13 protein-coding genes are annotated in these 19,432 nt (G+C 68.5%); 7 read left to right on the plus strand and 6 right to left on the minus strand.

All coding sequences use genetic code 11. The features are described from left to right. Positions 1–35: 35 nt before the first annotated feature. Both STHE_RS15510 and STHE_RS15515 read right to left on the minus strand, forming a co-directional pair. Positions 36–1,610, minus strand: a complete 1,575-nt coding sequence (locus STHE_RS15510; RefSeq protein ID WP_012873536.1) for a DUF2207 family protein — start codon at positions 1,608–1,610, stop codon at positions 36–38. Positions 1,611–1,743: 133 nt separating this feature from the next. Next, complete coding sequence (locus STHE_RS15515; protein WP_012873537.1) at positions 1,744–2,724, minus strand: COX15/CtaA family protein; 981 nt, start codon at positions 2,722–2,724, stop codon at positions 1,744–1,746. A gap of 366 nt (positions 2,725–3,090) precedes the next feature. Here STHE_RS15515 and STHE_RS15520 point away from each other — a divergent pair, with 366 nt between their 5' ends. Further along, complete coding sequence (locus tag STHE_RS15520) at positions 3,091–4,263, plus strand: TIGR04053 family radical SAM/SPASM domain-containing protein (RefSeq protein WP_012873538.1); 1,173 nt, start codon at positions 3,091–3,093, stop codon at positions 4,261–4,263. Positions 4,264–5,546: 1,283 nt separating this feature from the next. On the opposite strand, the gene STHE_RS15530 is transcribed toward STHE_RS15520, so the two are convergent. Next, on the minus strand, positions 5,547–6,272 hold the full coding sequence (locus STHE_RS15530) for a hypothetical protein (RefSeq protein WP_012873539.1): 726 nt from the start codon (positions 6,270–6,272) through the stop codon (positions 5,547–5,549). Between the two features lie 863 nt (positions 6,273–7,135). On the opposite strand from STHE_RS15530, the gene STHE_RS15535 reads away from it, so the two are divergent. Then, positions 7,136–9,133, plus strand: a complete 1,998-nt coding sequence (locus STHE_RS15535) for a DnaA N-terminal domain-containing protein (RefSeq protein WP_012873540.1) — start codon at positions 7,136–7,138, stop codon at positions 9,131–9,133. 1,020 nt (positions 9,134–10,153) lie between these two features. Further along, positions 10,154–10,510 (plus strand): cupin domain-containing protein, encoded by a 357-nt coding sequence (locus STHE_RS15540; RefSeq protein WP_012873541.1) that lies wholly within the window; start codon positions 10,154–10,156, stop codon positions 10,508–10,510. On the opposite strand, the gene STHE_RS15545 is transcribed toward STHE_RS15540, so the two are convergent. From STHE_RS15545 to glpD, 3 genes are all read right to left on the minus strand, one after another. Then, complete coding sequence (locus STHE_RS15545) at positions 10,501–11,571, minus strand: ketopantoate reductase family protein (protein ID WP_012873542.1); 1,071 nt, start codon at positions 11,569–11,571, stop codon at positions 10,501–10,503. The two genes, STHE_RS15540 and STHE_RS15545, sit on opposite strands and share 10 nt — an antisense overlap. Continuing rightward, entirely contained in the window at positions 11,561–12,178 is a 618-nt protein-coding gene (plsY, locus tag STHE_RS15550; protein WP_012873543.1) for a glycerol-3-phosphate 1-O-acyltransferase PlsY, read from the minus strand. The genes STHE_RS15545 and plsY overlap by 11 nt, the downstream gene beginning before the upstream one ends. Before the next feature lie 185 nt (positions 12,179–12,363). Continuing rightward, a complete protein-coding gene (glpD, locus tag STHE_RS15555) occupies positions 12,364–14,016 on the minus strand; it encodes a glycerol-3-phosphate dehydrogenase (protein WP_012873544.1) in 1,653 nt (550 codons plus the stop codon). 721 nt (positions 14,017–14,737) lie between these two features. Between glpD and STHE_RS15560 the strand changes: the two genes are divergently transcribed. The 4 genes from STHE_RS15560 to STHE_RS15575 are packed head-to-tail and all read left to right on the plus strand — an operon-like array spanning position 14,738 to position 19,428. Then, positions 14,738–15,865 (plus strand): ABC transporter substrate-binding protein, encoded by a 1,128-nt coding sequence (locus tag STHE_RS15560; RefSeq protein WP_012873546.1) that lies wholly within the window; start codon positions 14,738–14,740, stop codon positions 15,863–15,865. Next, positions 15,853–16,758, plus strand: a complete 906-nt coding sequence (locus STHE_RS15565; RefSeq protein WP_041400457.1) for a branched-chain amino acid ABC transporter permease — start codon at positions 15,853–15,855, stop codon at positions 16,756–16,758. The genes STHE_RS15560 and STHE_RS15565 overlap by 13 nt, the downstream gene beginning before the upstream one ends. A gap of 1 nt (position 16,759) precedes the next feature. After that, complete coding sequence (locus tag STHE_RS15570) at positions 16,760–18,655, plus strand: branched-chain amino acid ABC transporter ATP-binding protein/permease (protein ID WP_012873548.1); 1,896 nt, start codon at positions 16,760–16,762, stop codon at positions 18,653–18,655. Then, entirely contained in the window at positions 18,652–19,428 is a 777-nt protein-coding gene (locus STHE_RS15575) for an ABC transporter ATP-binding protein (protein ID WP_012873549.1), read from the plus strand. The genes STHE_RS15570 and STHE_RS15575 overlap by 4 nt, the downstream gene beginning before the upstream one ends. The last annotated feature ends 4 nt before the right edge of the window (positions 19,429–19,432 follow it).

Raw genomic sequence — 19,432 nt, forward strand, 5'->3', positions numbered from 1 at the left:
CTCATCCGGTAGGGACCAACGGTCGCCGGTCACGCCTAGAAGCGTCCGCCCGCACCACCGCCTCCGGAGGACGCGCTGTCGCTCGAGGAGGACGAGGACGACGACCGCTTGGAGGCACGGTGGTAGTCGTGCCAGTAGTGATAGAAGTACCAGTCGTCGCTGCGGCTGCCAGAAGGCCGCCTCGTCATCTCGAACCAGATCGGTTGCCAGCCGGCGGCGCTCGCCTCGCGGATACGCTTATCCAGCTTATCAATGACGCCGAACGCGACCGCGTAGGGGAACGCCTCGTCCAGGTCAAGCTCGGCGGTGCGATCGTACGCAGCCGCGACGATGCCCTCCATATAGCCACGCCACGGGACAGCCATGCTCTGGCCGAGCGCCGTGGTATCAGGCACACGCGCGGACAGCAACATGGCCCCCAGTACCCCCAGTACCCCCAGGGCGATCAGGACCGCGCCAAAGGGTGTGCCGGAGCCATTCGCGATGGACTCGGCGGCGACCACGCCAAGCAAAACGGGAACGGCCACCATGATGGCGAGGCGCACCGGGCGGCGCCCCTTCCCCTCGCGGTCGAAGAGGCCATTTGCTTCCAACTGGGCCTGGAGCTCGGCGCGCGCCCGTCCCCAGAACCTCCACAGCTCCCCCAGCGCCTCGCCTGAGATCGCACCGGTCTTCTGGCTCATGAGTTCGAGACTCGTCCAGAGGGCACGCTCGTAGGGCGCCCGAACGAGGCTCGGGTCAACCAGGCGGATCTGCATGCCTCCCTTGTCGGCCGGTTCAAAGACGAGCGCACCGCGCTGGGCGAGATCGATCAGGGTCGCTTCCAGTTGGTACGGGGTAACCCTACCCGCCACGAGGGCTCCGGCAATGGCCGGTGGGGTGTCATCCGGCTTCCTGGTCGTGGGCACGACCGGACTACGGGTGATCGAGCGCGCCTGGTAGGTGGCCAGGCCGGTGAGGACCATGAAGATGCTCACCGCGGCCGAGGCAATATTGGCAATGCTGAACCGCCCGGCGGTAACCGTACGGGCGAGCCACTTGTGCACCGGCTGCCTCGGCGGGCCGTTGGTCAGCGAGTGGGCGATCGCGTCGAGCCCAGCCCCGATCCCCTCAGCCGTCTGGTTCTCCCGGAGCAGCGGGATCATCTCCTCATCGATGATGCGCTGCAGCTCCGACTCCGGTAGGTTTCCTCCGTCGAAGTGCTTCTCCCCGGCGTAGATAAACACCTGACCACGACGGAGATTTCCGGGCCTGAGGTTGAAGAACATCACGACGCCGTCATGGGCACCGGGGGCTGACTGCACATCCCAGGCATCCATCAGGGCGCGGGCATCGGCCTCGGTCTCACTCTGGGAAGCGTCACGAGCCTGAAGGTAGACGACGATCGGAGCACCCGCGGCTTCGACTGCCGCGGCGCGTGCCTCCAGGTCGGCGATCTCCTCAGGCGTGAGCAGGTCAGTGGTGTCGTAGACGTGTTGCCCGGGGACCGGCTCGCCGTACTCGGCCGCCGCCGACTGCGCGGTCGCAGCGGTCAGCAGGAGCGCGACGAGGAATCCTGCAGCCAGCGTGAGGCGCCAGGAGGAGCAGGAAGATCGGATGAGCGCTAGCATACATGCCCCCTTGTTCCCGACGGCCGATACGGTCGATTGTCAAGAACCGTTCACGGGAGTATAGCGAGGAGCTGGGAAACGAATATCCCCCTACGATCGTAGGGGGATGTTGGTACGCTCGCGCTCTGGTGGTCTACCGCTGAGGAGCACCGGTTCCCAGCGCCGGGCTCGCCTGCCCACCCGTCGACTGAATGACGGGGCGCTCGGACGGCAGCGGCAGCGTGCGGTAGCACATGTAGCTCAGCGCCCCGAACAGGAGCGTCGCCAGCCCGGCGTGGCTGATCGTGCTGTAGACGTGCAACTTGCTCAGCACCACAAGCCCGCCGCTGAGCGACTGGAGCAGCATCAGCCCCAGCGCGATAACCGCGGACCAGTAGAGATCGGGCCGCGCCCGGCGCACGCGCCAGGTCCAGACGACGAGCGCGCCGATCAGGAGCGTGCCGGCCACTGCCGCCAGCCGGTGGGCGAACATGATGCCGACCGGTCCGCTGAGCCCGGGCCACACCTGGCCGTTGCAGAGCGGCCAGTCAATGCAGGCGAGACCGGAGTTGGTGTGACGGACGTAGGCCCCAACGTAGACGAGCAGGTAGGTGTAGCCCAGCGTGCCCCAGATCAACCAGCGCAGCCCCGACGGGACCGGCCGGTTCCGCATCGCCTCGAACCCACCCACCTCGTAGAGGAAGGCGGCGAGGAGCATGACGCTGGCGAACGCCGTCAGCGAGACCCCGAAGTGGAGCGCCATCGTGGCGGGCTGCTGCCCGAAGACGGCCGCCCAGGCCCCCAGAATCGACTGCAGTACCAGGAAGCCGATCATCAGGGGCACCAGAACGCGCACCTCGCTCCGCCGCTTCCAGCCGCGCCAGGCGCCGATCGCCAGCGCGACGATGAGCAACCCCTCCACCCCGGTCACCGCCCGGTGGGAGTACTCGATGATCGACTCCAGGGTGAACTGAGGGAGGACCCGCCCATGGCAGAGCGGCCAGGAACGCCCACAGCCGGCTCCCGACCCGGTACTGGTCACCGTGGCGCCGGCGATCAGGACGAGGAACATCCCGACCGTCGCCGCGACCGCCAACCGGCGGAGAGCCCGGGGACGTTTGACACGATCTCGCATCGTCGCCGCCTACCTGTCCTGCACATCGTTCAAGCCGGGCGCGCGGTCTCCCTGCCCCGAGCCGCGCGCGGCACACGGAGCAGCGACGCCGTCGTCAGCGCCGCCCGACGTTACGTCATGGCCAAGCATACACCGGAGCATCGGCCCGAGCGCGTCAAAATTCCGAAACAACTGCACACAGACTGACGGCAGCAGCCGGTCCCGCGCCGTGGGCCTTCCGGGAAAACCACCCCGGCGGGTAGGACGAAACCACCCGCAGGGCTGGGCCGACCCTCGGGCCGTGACAGCATCCTGCTCAGACGTGGCCCAGCCGGCTCGCCGGGCCACCCACATCGCCCCAGCGGCCCGCAGCGAGGAGGACATGTCATGACGCATACACCGGGCGCCCTCTCCAACCCGCCGGATCACCCACCTGCGGCCTACCCCGCCGCGCGAGCGGACCGGCCGCGGAAGCCCGACCTGGCCGCGATCGACTTTTCCCGACAGCCGTTCGTGCTCGCCTGGGAGTTGACGCGCGCCTGTAATCTGGCCTGCATCCACTGTCGCGCGGATGCCCAACTCCGGCGTCACCCGGGGGAGTTGACCACGGAGGAGGCGTTTCGGCTGATCGACGACATCGCCCGGTTCGATCTCCCGCCCATTCTGATCCTGACCGGCGGCGACCCGCTGCGCCGGCCCGACGTGATCGACCTCATCGCCCACGCCACCGGGCACGGCATCCCCGTCACGCTCACGCCGGCGGGCACGCCCCTGGCCAGCTACAACCGACTCGCCGCGGCGAAGGAGGCTGGCGTGGCGCGGATCGCGGTGAGCTTCGACGGGGCCACCCCCGAGACCCACGATGCCTTCCGGCGTGTGCCGGGCTCCTTCGGCTGGACGCTACAGATCGTCCGCCACGCGCACGACCTCGGTCTGCCGGTCCAGATCCACACCACGCTCTGCCGCCAGACACTCGGGGAGTTGCCCCGCCTGGCTGACCTCGCCGACGAACTGGGCGCGGTCGTCTGGGCGGTCTTCTGCCTGGTGCCGGTCGGCCGAGGCGAGATCCTGGAACCACTCAGCCCGGCCGAGTACGAGGAGGTCTTCAACTGGCTGATCGACCGGAGCCAGACCGCCCGCTGGAACCTGAAGCTGACGGAGGGGTATCACCTCCGGCGCGTGCTCGCGCAGCGAGGGATGGGACCGGTGTCGGGCCTCGGCTTCCGGGAGAGCAACGGCATCGGGCGAGCGCCCAAGGCGGTCAACGCGGGAAATGGTTTCTGCTTCGTGTCGCACCTCGGCGAGGTTTGGCCGAGCGGCTTCCTCCCACTGGCCACCGGCAACGTCCGAACAAGCTCGATCGTCGATCTGTACCGTAACCACCCCATCTTCCGGGCCCTGCGCGATCCCGCGCGGCTCAAGGGGAAGTGCGGCGCCTGCCGCTTCAAACTGATCTGTGGCGGCTCCCGCTCCCGCGCCTTCGCCGCGACCGGCGACTATCTCGCCTCGGACCCGGCCTGCGCATACCAGCCGGGAGTGCCGGCTCCCTTGGGCACCTAGCCGGCCGCGTGTCTGGTGACTGATGGGCTGCCAAAAATGCACCGCGCAGACGGCTACCGCGCCGGCCCGGTGTTTCCTCCCGCCCACTCTCTCCTAGACAGCCGGCCGGAAGCCGGATCACGGACGCATATGACGTTTGGCGAATCGGCTAATCGCCTGTCCGCGGTCGGCAGGGGTCTGGGGGTGATGGCGGTTGTCGAATACGAAGGGGCTCCGGCGGTGGCACGTGCCCGGGGGTGATGGGATTCGACGCATTGAAAGGGTTGTCCGCCGTCGGCGTGTGCCCGGGGGTAATGAAGTTTGACGAGTTTGGCGAGTGTACGTGGTCGGCCCGGGGCTGAAGCCGCCGGGCTGACAACGAAAGCCGGCTGACGATATTGAGCCGGGAGATCGGTGATTGTCCGCAGCGCGCCGCAACCGGCTCGTAGGCCAATTTGGAGTGCGGCGGCCAAAGCCGCCGCTTTGGTGTGGCGCGGGACGGTGGCGTGTGACCTGAGACGGGTGATGCGATGGTTTCCGCGCCGTATCCTGAGTCCAGGAACGATGAAGCGGGATCCTGCGCCGTACGTGTCCGAGACGAGTGGTGCGACCGTTCTCGCAGCGAGATCAGCGCCCGGGGTTAAAGCCACCGGGCTGATATTTTGGAAAGCCCACTGAAGGGGCTGCGGTGCCTCCATACAGGCGGATTCAATCCAGCATCCTGCCTGGCACAGCTTTTCCAGCCCCTTCAGTGGGCTTCGCCTTGTCAGCCCAGGGGTTTGCCCCCGGGCACCCACCGACCGGTGGACACTGTTCCACCGGGGTGTCAACGCTCTTCCCCCCGCCGGCTTCAGCCGGCTTTCGTTGTCAGCCCGGCGGCTTCAGCCCCGGGGCACGTGCCGACCGCGTACACCCCTGTAATTCGTCAAACTCCATTAGCCCTTGGCAGGTACCACGGTGCGGGGATCCTTGCACGGACTCCTCCGGAACTTGACCGCGACACAGGGAAGCTTCACACCGCCCACCCCGGACCCACGCCACAGCGCGAGAGCCTCCTACCACCTCACCCGACCGCACCACATTCCGGACACATGCCACGGCGCGGGAACCGTCGCACCGCCCATCCCCGGATGCACCACCGCCAGAGACCCACCTGATAGTCAGACTCCATGAGCTGGCTGGGAACGATCGGCGCAGATACCGAGACCATCCGGCGCATTCACTTGCGACGGGCACAGGCAACCCGGGTCAACGGGCCTAAAGGATCACACCGGTCACAGGGGTCGCCGTGCTGGCGCACGGCCTCACTCCCGCGCGAGACCGACGAGGCGGAGGAAGGCGGTGATCTTGTCGATGTCCCAGTCCGTCATGTCGACGGTCACGGAGAGCGTGACGCCTGGGCGGGACGGGAGGCCGTCGGTGGGCAGGGTGATGGAACCTGCGCCCGGCGACGTCGGGACAGCGGCGGCCGGGGCCGGCTCGGCAGTCTCCGGGCTCTGCTGGCGCAGGGAGGCCAACCGCGCGGCGACATCGGGAGCAAGGTCGAGCCGGGTCGGCTGGCCACGCACGCCGCGGCGGTACGTGCCGAGGCCGGCCTCATCGGCGAGGCGGAAGAAGAAGGTACGGGCCTCTTCGACACGGTTCCGGGGCTGGCCGAGCCGCATGTCAACCTGCCAGACACGCTCGACCCACGGGGCATCGAGAACAGTCAACTCTTCGGCGACGGCGCGCTCCAGCGGGATGGCGTAGGGCGGGTAGCTGAGCATAGCGCGAGCGAGTTCGTCACGGCGCTCACTCTCGCTGCTGGCGTAGGCCAGGCGCTCGCCCTGCGGTGTCAGGCGCACATCGCCGACCTCGTCCCGCGTGACGAGCCCCAACTGCTCGGCCGCGTTGAGGGTCTCGCGGAGCGACTCCCCGGCACCCATGCGTGCCTCAAGCGTCGCTCGATCGACCCCCTTCCCCTTGGCGTAGTCGAGCAGGGTACCCATGGCTCGCCAGTCGGTCCGGTAGGGGAGCATCACCTCGGCCATCATCACTCCTCGGGACGCCGCGCCAGTATCGCCACACGTTCAGTGTGGCACACGCCCAGGCAATCCGTCAAGCAATAATCGTCAAGCACATACCGCATCCATCGCTTTGCCCAGCGGATCTCGTATGCTTTTCACACTCGCTTGAAGATAGATTCTCTGCACGCCCATGCTTGCCGTAAGCCACATGCGCTTGATTGTTCAAGTACACTTCTGAAACCGACCGGTCTCAGTGTCACGGAGCAATGCCGGCCGTCGGAGCCTGCTGATGGCTCACGTCGAGTTGATAGGATCTCGGGCCGTGGCGCGTGCCCGGGGGTTCACCTCGGGCTCTAACCGGACGGCAGGCACCCTATCACCTGAGTGCACGCCCTGCTCCGCCACAGCTAGCTTTAGCCGGCTTCGCCTTGTCAGCCCGGCGACTCTAGCACCGGGCATCTGCCACCTCCGACGCAGCCCCGATCACTTCGTCAACTTCATCATCCCCGGGCACAGACCGTCAGCGCAGACCCCGGCCACATCACCATACCCAGCCAACCGACTTCGCCTTATCGGTCCACGACACGCCAGCCTCCATCGGCGAACGTTGCCACCAGCCCGGCAAGAAGCACCGGACACATGCCCCCCGACACCGAACCGAATCACCAACCCAGGCTTGACCACGACCACTCGATCGTGTTAGTGGTTTGCCAAGCAGCAACGTGCCAATACACTTGCAGAATCTCACGCCGCCTGTAATCACGTATCGCCCGATTCCTATTGAGGTATCACGTGGGATATGTTAGAGTACGGGTGGTGGGAAGGGCCAGTGGGGTGCCCCGGTGATCGGCCGTGGCGCGGGGCGCTCTCAATGGGAGGTGGGTCCGGTGCCGGACGAGGGACCGAAGGCCGCCGAGCAGGCAACGCCTCCCGCTGCCGCACAGCGCAGCGGAGAGGATGCCCGCCGTCGTGGCTGGTTCTGGCACTGGAACACCATCATCACGCAGTACGCCCCCCTGATCGGCCTCAAGGGCGTCGGGCTCCTCAACTCCTACACCGTCTGGACCGACCGCCGGGAAGAATCCCCCCACCGCGGCTACGCCTTCCCGAGCCAGCAGGCGGAAGCCGACTTCTACGGCGAGGACCGCGCCGAACTGATCACCATCAACAAGATCCTGGTCGCGCTCGACCTGATCGAGATCCGCAAGGAGATGGTGCTGCGCGTGGACGAGCGCGGCCGTCGCTGGCGTGTGCCCCACAACCTCTACCGGGTCAAGGACCATCCCGAGGGGTATGTGCTCGGGGTCGACGACGTCCTCCGCGTGGTCGAGCTGGCGGCGCGCGACCGCGCGGTCTACCGGTACATCCGCCGCATCTTCTCCAGCCGCTTTGCCCCGATCGACCGCGACAACGTCTGGCACCAGATCCTCCCCGTCGTGCGCCAGACGGAGATCTGGCAGCGCCTGGCCGAACGCGCCGAGCGCGAGGAGGCCCGCAACTCCGCCCGCACCCGAGCCGGCCATGCCAGCCGGTCACGCGCGGCCGGAAAGGAGGAACCCGCAGAACCGACGACGACCGACCCAGCACCACCAACAACCAATGTTGAACCCACCAACACTGGTTCACAGCCCGCTGTTGACGAGAGCAACAGTGGTTCTGACGCGGATGTTGCCGCGAGCAACAATGCTTCGGCCGCTCCGGAGGCTGGCAATGCTGCTCAGACCAACGAAGGTCCGGAAGAGATTGTTGATGAGAGCAACACTACGTATAACCAAGATCTTTCCACTACTACGACCACCACTGGCACGCCTGGGACGATGGCTGATACCGCGGGAGGCGACGATGACGACGTATTGCAGCGCCCGGCGGGCGCGGGTCCGATACTGGAGCCGACAGCTGCGGTGGTCGCCTGCTTCGAAGCTGCCAACGGGCGGACCGCCACCCCGCTCGAGCGCGAACTTCTGGCAGAGCTTGAAGTGGCATTCGACGCTGCTGCTCGCCGAGCAGGCGCGAGCGGCAGCGCATGGGTCGAAGCCGCGATTCGGGAGGCGGTCAGCAGCGGATCCCGGTTCGTCGCGCCCAAGCGGATCCGGGAGATCCTCAGCCGCTGGGCCCGCGAAGGCGAAGCCGTTCGGCCGGGCGCTGCGACGGCGCCGCCGCTAGGCGTGGCGCCGGACGCGCCGGACTTCCCCCTCCCGCATGGCCCAGGCAGCCGGCGGACGTGGGAGTTCGTCCTCCGCCTCCTCGCGCAGGTGATCGACCGGGCCGAGATGGAACGGCTCTTCGCCGGGTCGGCCATCGTGGGCTACCGGGCCGGGACGGTCACGGTCGCGGTCGCTTCCGAGGCCATCGCCGCGCGGCTGGGGGCGGAGTACTACGACCTCGTAGCACGCAAGCTGAGCGAGGCGATGCGCCGCCCGGTGCGGGTGCAATTCACGGCACCGGACACGGGGGATGCCGCGGCTCCGGAGGATGAAGAGCCTGCGCCGGCGGCTCCTGAGCCTGCACCGCCACCTCCAGCGCGCCCCACGCCACCGGCCGCACCCGCGACGCTGCCACGTTTCGTCCTCCCGGGTGGACTGACGAACTTCCAGGTCTGGGAGGCGGCTCAGGACGACCTGGCACGGGAACTTAGCCAGGCCAACTTCGAGTCCTGGGTGCGCCCCGCCGCGCTGCTCGGCATGGACGATGACGGCACACTCGTGATCGGCGCTCCCAGCGCATTCGCCTGTCGCCGTCTGGAGGTGCTGCTACCCCAGATCTGCGCCGCACTCGGCCGCATCCTCGGCGCGCCGGTGCAGGCTCGCGCGGTCGTCACCCGCGAATGGCTCCGACAACACCAAGCTCCCGGGTCAGGGGAAGCGGAGGGAAGAGGCAGGGGATGAGGAACACTCCTCATCCCCTTGCCCCCTCTCCCAACGCTCGGAACGAGTGAGGTTCGCCGCGGCGTGGGTCGGGTCGGCCCGCGCGGAGCCACACGGGACGCGAGCGGTGGGCATCGCGCTTATGTCATTCCGGCAGGCGTCACCGTGGCACGACGGTGGACCGCGGAGCGGATGACCCTATCCCTCGGGCCTGCGCTGAGGCAGCCCGGGGGACGAGGTGGTATCGCATGGTGGCGTGTGTCGGGAGGCGATGGCGTCTCTCGGATGCGATGGATCATCGCCCGTGGCATATGGCGAGGATGGATGGTGCAAGGATCTCAGCACTGTGGCAATGTGCCCGGGATGTGGTGCGGACGGGCGAGGTGGTAGGAGGCTCTGGCGCTGTGGCACGTGCCCTGGGGGTGTTGAAGTTTGACGAATTACCGTGCTACACCGGAGCCGCCCCCATCGACGGGTTGCTGTCATCCTGAGCGGAGTCGGGGGCGGTGAGAGCCGTCCCCGGTGACTCCGTCCGAGGCAAAGGATCGCTGCACTGGGGGTGGCTCCGAGGAGAGATACTTCGCGTCGCTCAGGAGACATGCCTTTACCCGATTTTCTGGTCATGGGTAGTCCGCTGGCCGCGTGAGCGGACACGAAAGGCAGTTTGCTGCGCGTGCAGCTCTAGCCCCTTCAGTGGGCTTTCCCGATTCAGCCCGGCGGCTTCAGCCCCGGGCAAACGTCACGGTGTGAGAACCTTCCCGCCGTCCATCTCCGGGCACACGCCACGGCACCGGGACCCTTCCCACCACCCCATCCTCGGCACGAGCCACCACGGAATATCCAACGCATCCGCCAGATCCCGTCACCCCGAGGCCCCCGGCACCGCCGGACACCCATCGCAGCGGCGCGTCACGGTCTTCGTGCGTCACGCTTATAGATGAGGAAGCCGGAGCCGCCGCAGCGCGGCGGGGGATCTGCTACGGTGCGGTGGGAGCGCCGGCGGGGTGCTCCGGCATGGGTGCCACGGGGAGGCTGAGCGCGATGGAGCGGGAGATGACGGTCGTGGATCTGGCGGAGCTGGCGGCGTCCGGTGGATCGGGCGCGATCTTCGCGCGGGAGACGGCGGATCTAGACCTGAACCTGGTGCGCTTCGCGCCGGGGTCGGGCGTTGGAGAGCATGTCAACCGCGAGGTGGATGTGGCGGTGATCGTGCTCGACGGCGAGGGTGTGCTGACGGTTGACGGGGCGGAGCACCCGCTGCGGGCCGGGAGGGCGACGATCATCCCGAAGGGGGTGCGCCGGGCGATCCGGGCGACCGGCGACGTGCCGCTGGTCTACGTCACGGTTCACCGCCGACGGCGGCGCCTCTGGCCGAGCACGCCCGATCGTCAGGCCTGAGCGGTCCCCGAGGTCCGGCCGAGCGCGGCGAGCAACGCGTCTGGTCGCCCGGCGAATGCCCGGCGCCGCTCGGGGTTCCGTGCAGCTTCTTCCAATAGCTCGGTCAGGGTGGCATTGACGGGGGTCGGGATGCCGAGCCGAGCGCCCAGGTCTGCGACCGCGCCGTTGAGCCAGCGCACCTCGGTCGTGCCCAGGCCGCGCTCGATGTCGAGCCATAGTGAAGGCCGCTTCTCGCCGCGGCCGCGTGCGGCGCGTGCGGCGATCAGGCGGCGCGCCAGCGGGGCGGGCAGGCGCATCGCATGGGCGAGGAGCGGCACGTTGAAGCCTGGCAGCGGGATCGGGCGGATGCCGGCGCCGAGCATCACCGCGAGCGCCTCGATGAAGGCGGCGCGCTCGACCGCGAAGAGGCGTGGGTCGGCATAGATCGCCGCGGGCGGGAGCGCCAGGAGAGCCGAGGTGGCGTTCGCCATGATGTTGAGCAGGAGCTTCGACCACGTGAGGTCCTGGTAGCGCGGCACGACACCGGCCGGGAGCCCCGTGGCGGTGAGGGCCGCGGCCAACTGGTCGAGCGGCACACCGCCCCGCACCGGGGCCAGCATGACCCCGCCGGTCGTCTCCTGCCGCACCGTTGCCGGACTGTCCCGCATGACCGAGGCGGTGATGGTGCCCGACGCGAGGCGCGGCATGTCCGGTTCCGCGAGCAGGGTCTCGACGGTGCCGACCCCGTTCTGGAGTGCCACGATCGCGGCGCCGGAAGCCGCGAGGCGGCGCAGGTCCGGCAGTGCGGCGGCCACGGCGTAGGCCTTCACGGTGAGGAGGACGAGGGCGGGCGGAGCCGAAATCGCGTCGATGCTTGTCACGGCAGGGATGCGGATGCGGCGCGTGCTCGACGGCTGGACGATGGTGAGTCCCTGCTCGTTGACGGCCTCGGCCACCGCGGGGCGGCCGAGCAGGGTGACGGGAGCGTCGGCCGCGGCCAGCACCCCGCCGAGAAGGCAGCCGACGGCGCCTGCGCCGTAGATCAGGGTTGGAGGAAGCGACGCGACCGGCTCAGTCGGCATGCCCGCCAAAGGTGGTGGAGATCTTCAACTCGGTGCCGCCGAGGAGGCGCAGGATGTTGGCCCGGTGGCGGTAGATCGCCAGCGCCAGCACGGCCAGGGCGAAGATCCAGTAGGCATCCGCGTAGCCCATGAGTGCCAGTACCGGCGGGAGAGACGCGATCATCAGCAGCGAGGCGAGCGAGGCGTAGCGGCTGGCGACGATCGCCACGGCCCAGACGCCGATCGCAATCAGCGCCGGGATCGGGGCGAGCCCGAGGACGACGCCCAGCGAGGTGGCGACGCCTTTGCCGCCGCGACCGCGCAGGAAGATCGACCAGTTGTGCCCGGCGATCGCGGCAAGACCCACCATGAACAGCGCGATGAGCGGCAGGTCGAGCGCGCTGCCCGCGAGCACAGGCAACAGGCCCTTGAGCGCGTCGGCCAGCAGGGTGAGCGCAGCAGGGCCGCGTCCGGCGGCGCGGAAGACGTTGGCGGTGCCGATGTTGCCGCTGCCGTGCAGCCGCACATCGATACCGCGCACCAGTCGGGTGATCAGCAGCCCGAACGGGATCGAGCCGGCAAGGTAGGCGCCTGCGATGAGCAGCAGCGCCACAGACCAGGATTCCATCGCCTGCGTCGGCATCCTCTCGCTATCACACGGATCGTACTCGGCCGTTGCATCCCGCCGGGTGCCGGCGGAAGCGATGGAGGAGTGGCGACCGGCGTTCACAGAAGGGCACGGTTGGACGGGTACACGGGCCCGACCAAGAGAATAACACCACCAGGGCTAAAGATACGAGGCCGGCAGCCGCCTCACGACGCCACGGCGGGCTCGCGCGGGCGGAAGCGCTCGGTGTACGCCCGGTAGTCGGCGACCTCGCGCTGCACTCGCGCGTCGTCCCAGCCCAGGTAGTCGCGCGCGATTTCCCCGGCGGTTTCGATCTCGTCGCGCCCCACATCGGGGTCCCACCCGACCATCGCCCGGCGCATGAACACATCGATGAGCGTCTGCGCCAGCTCCCACCGGACGGCGTAAGGGATCTCGGCGCCGATGGCGAGGGAGTTGGGACCGAGCGGAGCGAGCAGCCGAGCATCATCCCCGGCGAGCCGTCGCACCGTCGGGGCGAAGGTGCCGTAGATGCGGAGCAGGCGCTTGGCGACCGGCTCGTCCAACCCGGAGGTGGCGACGAAGTTGGCAGCGAACGCCTCCCAGTCGCGGGTGTTGCCGCCCGGCAGCGGGATGCGCCCGGTGCGGCAGGGCGGAGCGGGCCGGTTGAGTTTCTCGAACACGAGATCGACGGTTTCCTCGGCGAGGCTGCGATAGGTCGTGATCTTGCCGCCGATGATCGAGATCAGCCCGCCGAGTTGGGGCTCGTGCCGAGCGTGGTCGTAGATGATGTGGCTGCGGGTGATGCTGCCGGGTGAACCTTCTTCTTTATAAGGAAGGGGGCGCACTCCGGCGTAGGCGTAGAGGACGTCGTCCCGCGTCAGCCCGGCGCTCGGCAGCACCCGGTTCGTCTCGCTGATGAGGTAGTCGATCTCGTCCTCGGTGGGGAAGACACGGTCCAGGTCGTCGTTGTAGCGGGTGTCGGTCGTGCCGATGAGGTAGCGGCCGTTCCAGGGAACGATGAAGTAGGGCCGTCCATCGGCGCGGGCCTCGACGTACAGGGCCTCCGTCGGCGCACCCGGGAAGGGGTCGACCACGATGTGGGTCCCCTTGGTGCCGCCGATCATGCGCGGGGCTCCGATCCCGCGGAGGACCTCATCGACCCAGGGACCGGCGGCGTTGACGACCAGGCGGCCACGCGCCTCGTGCTCACCGCCGTTGAGCATGTCGGTGAAGTGGACGCCCACGACCTGGTCGTTCTCGATCAGGAGCCGGTCCACCTTGGCGTAGGTCAGGACGACCGCGCCGTGGTCGCGCGCCGAGAGCGCGTTCTCCACGGTCAGCCGCTCCGGGTAGGGCACCTGTGCATCGTAATAGAAGGCAGCGCCGACCAGGCCGTCCGGGTCGAGGCCCGGCTCCCGGCGCAGGGTGGCCTCGCGGTCGAGCATCTGGTGCCGCGGGAGGCTCTTGTCGTAGGAGAGCACGTCGTAAGCGATCATCCCGAGGCGGATCATGCCAGGACCGCGCTTCATGTCGCCGTAGATCGGGATGAGGAACCCGAGCGGCCGGACCAGGTGCGGGGCGATGTGGAGCAGGATCTCCCGCTCGCGCAGGGACTCACGCACCAGCCCGAACTCGTAGTACTCCAGGTAGCGCAGCCCGCCATGGATCAGCCGGGTGGAGGAGTCGGTCGTGCCGCTGCCGATGTCCTCCTTCTCGATCAGGAGGACGGAGAGGCCACGCATCGCCGCGTCACGCGCGATCCCGGCGCCGTTCACCCCGGCCCCGACTACGATCAGGTCGAAGGTGCGCCGGCCGATCTCGTCGGGAATTCTCCTGGGGGTCTCTGCTCCAGCCATGACCGCCCTCCTGCTTCGCTGCGGCATCTGCGGCACCAGCCTGTGGCTCGTTATGTTGATTATAAGACCGGTCGCCACGCAGCGCACGTCGCGGCCGCGGCGATCCGCTCGCATTGGAAGCCGCCGATCCCATCGGCAAGTCGAATGCCAGCGTGCCGGCAGGCACGTGCGATGCCCAGTCCGCACCCCGCCAACCGGCGCGGTCGAAACATCCTGATGTCATGTCTATTACTGAGGCAGCACAGGGGTTGTCCTGACAACGTTGACACGTGTCACGGTCCGGCGTAGGATCGTGGGTCGTGATGGACCTGCCTCCAGCCCGTCCGGCCGGGATGGTCGGGGGCGTTTCATCTATATCGCGAGGGCGTATGGCAGCAGCAGTGAGCACGACGGTACGAACCCCGCAGGGCGCGCACGCAGCGGTCCTGCACCGCCGCGACGTGCGCACCGCCTGGTCCTTCGTTTACGGCTTCTTCTCCAACGGTACCCCCTTCGACGCCCCGAACCGCAGCGAACCCTGTTGTCTCTGCTCAAAGAGCTGATCTCGCGCTCGTCGTAGCACCAGGCTACGACGAGGCCCGTGCTCTCCCCCGCCGGGGAGCGGCGCGTGGTAGCGCATTCCGTGGTGCGTGGCGAGCGCAGTCGCGTGGACGTGTGTGCGGGACGGTCGACCGTCCTGTGGTGATGTCTTGCCGGTGGGACTGGTCAGGAGGAGAGATCAATGAGTCGTCGTCCGTTGCGATGGGTATCGGCGCTGTTCGTGATCGCGCTCCTCGTGGCGGGCTGCGGCTCGCCGGGGGACGCGGCCGACAGCGATGAAATCAAGATCGCCGTGGTTGGGCCGATGACCGGGGACGCGGCGCAGTACGGTGAGGACTTCACCCGCGGCGCGCAGTTGGCCGCGGAGCAGATCAATGCCGCCGACGGCGTGGATGGCAAGCAGATCACGATCGTCACCTTCGACGATCGGAACGACACCACCGAGGCGGCCAGCGTGGCCCAGAAGATCGCGACCGATTCGAGCATCGTCGCGAGCATGGGCCACTTCACCAGCAGCACCGTCTACGCGGCCATGCCGATCTACAAGTCGAACCAGTTGCCGCTGGTGGTGATCTCCGCGTCCGACCCCGGGATCACGGAGCAGGGCAACGAGTGGGTCTTCCGGGTTAGCCCGACCAACAACCTCGGGGCGGAGGCAATGGCCGACCTCATCGTCAACGAACTGGGGCTGAAGAAGATCGCGATCTTCTACCTCAACACCGACTTCGGGAAGACCGAGCGCGAGTTCTTCACCGCGCGCGTTCAGGCCAACGGCGGCGAGATCGTGCTGGATGAGCCCTACCAGCCGGACGCCAAGGACTTCAGCAGCAGCATCATCAAGCTGAAGAATGCCGGGGCGGACGCGGTCTACCTGAGCAGCTACTACAATGACGCGGTGCTCCTGATCCGGCAGGCGAAGGACGCCGGGGTGGAGATCCGCTGGTTCACCTCGGCCGCGGTGCTCTCGCCCCAGTTCACCGAGATCGGCGGCGAGGCCGTCGAAGGGGTCATCACCAACCGGGTCAGCCAGGGCGATAGCTGGGATGCGGTCGCCGAGGCGTACCGGGCCAAGTACAACGACGATCCGTCGCCCTTCGTGATCTACGCCTACAGCGCGGTGCAGGCCGTCGCCGAGGCCGCGCGGAGCGAGGGGACGAGCCGCGAGGCAATCCGCGACGGGCTGGCCAAGATCCAGGGTCTGGAGACGGCGCTTGGGCCGCTGACCTTCGATGAGAACCGCCAGGCGGTGTACGAGTCGTTCGACTACCTCGAAGTGCGGGACGGGCAGTTCCAGCTATGGCAGCCGTGACGCTCCCGGTTCTGATCGATCAACTGGTCAGCGGGCTGGCGATCGGCGGCGTGTATGCGCTCGTGGCGCTCGGCTTTGCCCTCATCTTCGGCGTGCTGCGGGCAGCCCAGTTCGCCCACGGTGAGGTCTACATGGTGGTGGCCTTTCTGGTCCTGGCCGTGCTCCCGTGGTTCCCCGCGCTCGGCGCGCTGCAGTTCCTGCTGGTGATCGTGGCTGCGGCAGTCTTCGGCGCGATCGCCGGCATGCTCATCGAGCGCGGGGTGTTCCGCCCGCTGGCCGACGCGCCGCACATCGCGCCGATCATCAGCACGATCGGCCTCATGATCCTGCTGCAGAACCTGGTGGCGTACCTCAAGGGGTCGGAGCTACACCGCTTCGCGCTGGCCTGGCCGCAGGGCAACGTCCCGGTCGGCCCGGCCAGCGTCCCCGTGCTGAAGCTCGTCATCTTCGGCACAGCGCTGGTCATCCCGGCGCTGCTGCAGGTGGCGTTGGCCCGCACCCAGCTTGGCCGTGCGATCCGCGCGACCGCGATCGACGCCGAGACGGCGCGCCTGATGGGGGTCAACACCGCGCGCACGAGCCTGGTGGCCTTCGCCATCGGGTCGGCCCTGGCCGGCATCGCGGGTGTGCTGGTGGGGGCGCTCTACGGGGTGGTCTACTCGACCATGGGCGTGACCGCGCTGGTGAAGGGCTACGCGGCCACCATCATCGGCGGCGTGGGCAACCTGGTCGGAGCGGTGGCGGGCGGCCTCTTGCTCGGCATCTTCGAGGTCTTCGTGGCCAGCTATGTCTCGCCGCGCTGGACCGACGCCATCGTCTACACCCTCTTGATCGTCCTGCTCGCGCTGCGTCCGCAGGGGCTTGTCGGCCGCGCCATCCCGGAGAAGCTGTAGCATGCGGAGTGGGAACTACCGAACCCAGCACGCGCTTACCGCCGCTGTGATCGCCATGGCGGTCATCGCGCCGCTGGTGATCGCCGATGCCTACATCCACCGGCTGATGGCGACGGTCGTGCTCGCGGCGGTGCTGGCCGTGAGCATGAACCTGGTCCTCGGGTACGGCGGGCTCCTCGCGCTGGGCCACGCGGGCTTCTACGGGATCGGCGCCTACACCGCCGCGCTCCTGAGTCTGCATCTGGGGGCGCCGTTCCTGGTGACTGCGCTGGCCGCGGCCGCCGCCGCGGCGCTGGTCGCCTGGCTGGTCGCCCGGCCGATCCTGCACCTGCGCGGGCACTACTTCGCGATGGCTATGCTCGCGATCGGGGAGATCGTGGTCCAGGTCGCGTACAACTGGGACAGCGTCACCCGCGGCGCGAGCGGCCTGCCCGGGATCTCGCAACCTGACCTCATCGTCTGGACGGCCGTCACCCACCGCGACAACTACTATCTCGCCCTGGTCCTCCTGCTAGTGGCCATGCTGGCCGTGCGGCGCTTCGTCGCCTCGCCGCTTGGTCTTGGGCTGATCGCGGCGCGGGACGACGACCAGGGTGCCGCGAGCGTCGGGATCGGCGTCGCGCAGACGCGTACGCTGGCGCTCGCCCTGGCGGCGGGGATCGCCGGGGTGGCCGGGGCGCTCTATGCCCACTACATCACCTTCGTCAGCGTCGAGCCGTTCCAGCTCGAGCAGACGATCGCCCTGCTGGCGATGGTCGCGGTCGGCGGCATGGGGACGACCTGGGGGCCGGTCGTCGGGGCAGCGCTGCTGACGCTGCTGCCGGAGGTGCTGCGCGACTTCGCCGAGTTGCGCATGGTCATCTACGGCGCGCTGCTCATGCTGGTGGTCTGGCTGCGTCCCCAGGGGTTGCTGGGCCGGGGTCCTTCCCGCTGGGGGCTGAAGCTTCCTGGGCGAACCCGGCCGGAGCCGTCCGCGGCCTCCGACGCACCGGCGCTGGCGAGCGTCGTCGCCGCTCCCGCGGGCAGCCCGGCACTGGACGGTGTGGCAACCGAGGTCGCGACAGCCACTGACGTCGCACCCGCCCGCGCGGCACCCACGGTGCTCACCGTGCCGGAGCCGGCCCCGACCGGGGAGTCGCTGCTGCGGGTCGAACACCTGACCAAGGACTTCGCCGGGCTCCGCGCCGTCTCCGATGTCTCGCTGGAGGTGGCTCCTGGCGAGATCGTGGGCCTGATCGGCCCCAACGGGGCGGGCAAGAGCACCATCATCAATCTCATCTCCGGTGCGCACCGGCCGACCAGTGGGCGCATCTGGTTCAACGGCCAGGACATCACCAACAGCGAGACGAGCCGGGTGGCTCGCGCCGGGCTGGTGCGGACCTTCCAGCACATCCGCCTCTTCCGTAGCCTCACGGTCCGCCAGAACGTGGAGGCGGCGTACCAGGTGCGCCTTGGGCTGTCGCTCCTCTCGGTGATGACGCGTTCGCGCCGCTACCGCGAGGCGATGGAGGAGATGCGGGTGGCCGTTGATGAGGCCCTGGCGCTCTTCGGGCTGGAGGGCGTGCAGCATCAGTTGGCCGGGACGCTCTCGTACGGCGACCAGCGGCGCGTCGAGATCGTGCGCGCGCTGGTGACGCAGCCGCGCCTGCTCCTGCTCGACGAGCCGGCCGCCGGGATGAATGAGGCCGAGTCGGCCGAGCTGGCGCAGTTCCTCCGCGAGATCCGGCAGCGCCACAGCCTGTCGATCATCCTGGTCGAGCACCACCTGGACGTCGTCATGGAGGTCTGTGATCGGCTCATCGTGCTCGATCACGGCACTGTCATTGCATCGGGGCGCCCCGACGAGGTCGTGCGCCACCCGGAGGTGCTCCGTGCCTACCTGGGAGGGAGCGCATGAGCCAGTCAGCACCACTGCTGGCCGTGACCGACCTGACCGTGACCTACGGCGGCATCCGAGCGGTCGACCGCATCTCCTTCACGCTCCAAGAAGGAGAGCTGGTGGCCCTGATCGGAGCGAACGGGGCCGGGAAAAGCAGCACGCTGCGTGCGATCGCCGGCATCGTCCCCATCGCTGAGGGTGACGTGCGGCTGGCCGGGGAGTCGCTGCGCACCGTGCCGGCACACGAGATCCCCCGGCGCGGCCTGGTGCTCGTCCCGGAGGGCCGGCGCGTCTTCGGCGAATTGAGCGTCCTCGACAACCTGTACCTGGGTGGCTACACCCGCTCCCCCGAGGAGCGCGCGGCGGGGCTGGAGCGGGTCTTCGCCCTCTTCCCCCGGCTCAAGGAGCGGGTGAACCAGGCGGCGGGAACTCTCTCCGGCGGCGAGCAGCAGATGCTGGCGATCGGGCGGGCGCTCATGGCCAACCCGCGGGTCTTACTGCTCGACGAGCCGAGCCTCGGTCTGGCGCCGGTGGTGGTCGAGCAGGTCTTCGATCTCCTGCGGCGGCTGCACGCCGAGGGGGTGAGCATGCTGCTCGTGGAGCAGAACGCCCGGATGGCGCTGGCGGTGGCGGACCGGGCCTACGTGCTCCAGACCGGCCGGATCGTCATGTCCGGAGCGGCCGCGGAACTGGCGGCCAGTGACGAAGTGCGCGCCCGGTACCTGGGCGCGGGGCGGCTCTCGACCGTTCCGCGGGACGCCCCGGCGCCGGAGCCGGAGGAAGCACGCTGAAGCG

This window comes from Sphaerobacter thermophilus DSM 20745 (assembly GCF_000024985.1).
Lineage (GTDB): Bacteria > Chloroflexota > Chloroflexia > Thermomicrobiales > Thermomicrobiaceae > Sphaerobacter > Sphaerobacter thermophilus.

Excerpts from the sequence above, each read along its gene's own strand:
- STHE_RS15515 (WP_012873537.1), bottom strand. The coding sequence starts at position 2,724 with ATGCGAGATCGTGTCAAACGTCCCCGGGCTCTCCGCCGGTTGGCGGTC.
- STHE_RS15575 (WP_012873549.1), top strand. The coding sequence starts at position 18,652 with ATGAGCCAGTCAGCACCACTGCTGGCCGTGACCGACCTGACCGTGACC.
- STHE_RS15540 (WP_012873541.1), top strand. The coding sequence starts at position 10,154 with ATGGAGCGGGAGATGACGGTCGTGGATCTGGCGGAGCTGGCGGCGTCC.
- STHE_RS15530 (WP_012873539.1), bottom strand. The coding sequence starts at position 6,272 with ATGGCCGAGGTGATGCTCCCCTACCGGACCGACTGGCGAGCCATGGGT.
- STHE_RS15560 (WP_012873546.1), top strand. The coding sequence starts at position 14,738 with ATGAGTCGTCGTCCGTTGCGATGGGTATCGGCGCTGTTCGTGATCGCG.
- glpD (WP_012873544.1), bottom strand. The coding sequence starts at position 14,016 with ATGGCTGGAGCAGAGACCCCCAGGAGAATTCCCGACGAGATCGGCCGG.
- STHE_RS15520 (WP_012873538.1), top strand. The coding sequence starts at position 3,091 with ATGACGCATACACCGGGCGCCCTCTCCAACCCGCCGGATCACCCACCT.
- STHE_RS15570 (WP_012873548.1), top strand. The coding sequence starts at position 16,760 with ATGCGGAGTGGGAACTACCGAACCCAGCACGCGCTTACCGCCGCTGTG.
- plsY (WP_012873543.1), bottom strand. The coding sequence starts at position 12,178 with ATGGAATCCTGGTCTGTGGCGCTGCTGCTCATCGCAGGCGCCTACCTT.
- STHE_RS15565 (WP_041400457.1), top strand. The coding sequence starts at position 15,853 with ATGGCAGCCGTGACGCTCCCGGTTCTGATCGATCAACTGGTCAGCGGG.
- STHE_RS15510 (WP_012873536.1), bottom strand. The coding sequence starts at position 1,610 with ATGCTAGCGCTCATCCGATCTTCCTGCTCCTCCTGGCGCCTCACGCTG.
- STHE_RS15545 (WP_012873542.1), bottom strand. The coding sequence starts at position 11,571 with ATGCCGACTGAGCCGGTCGCGTCGCTTCCTCCAACCCTGATCTACGGC.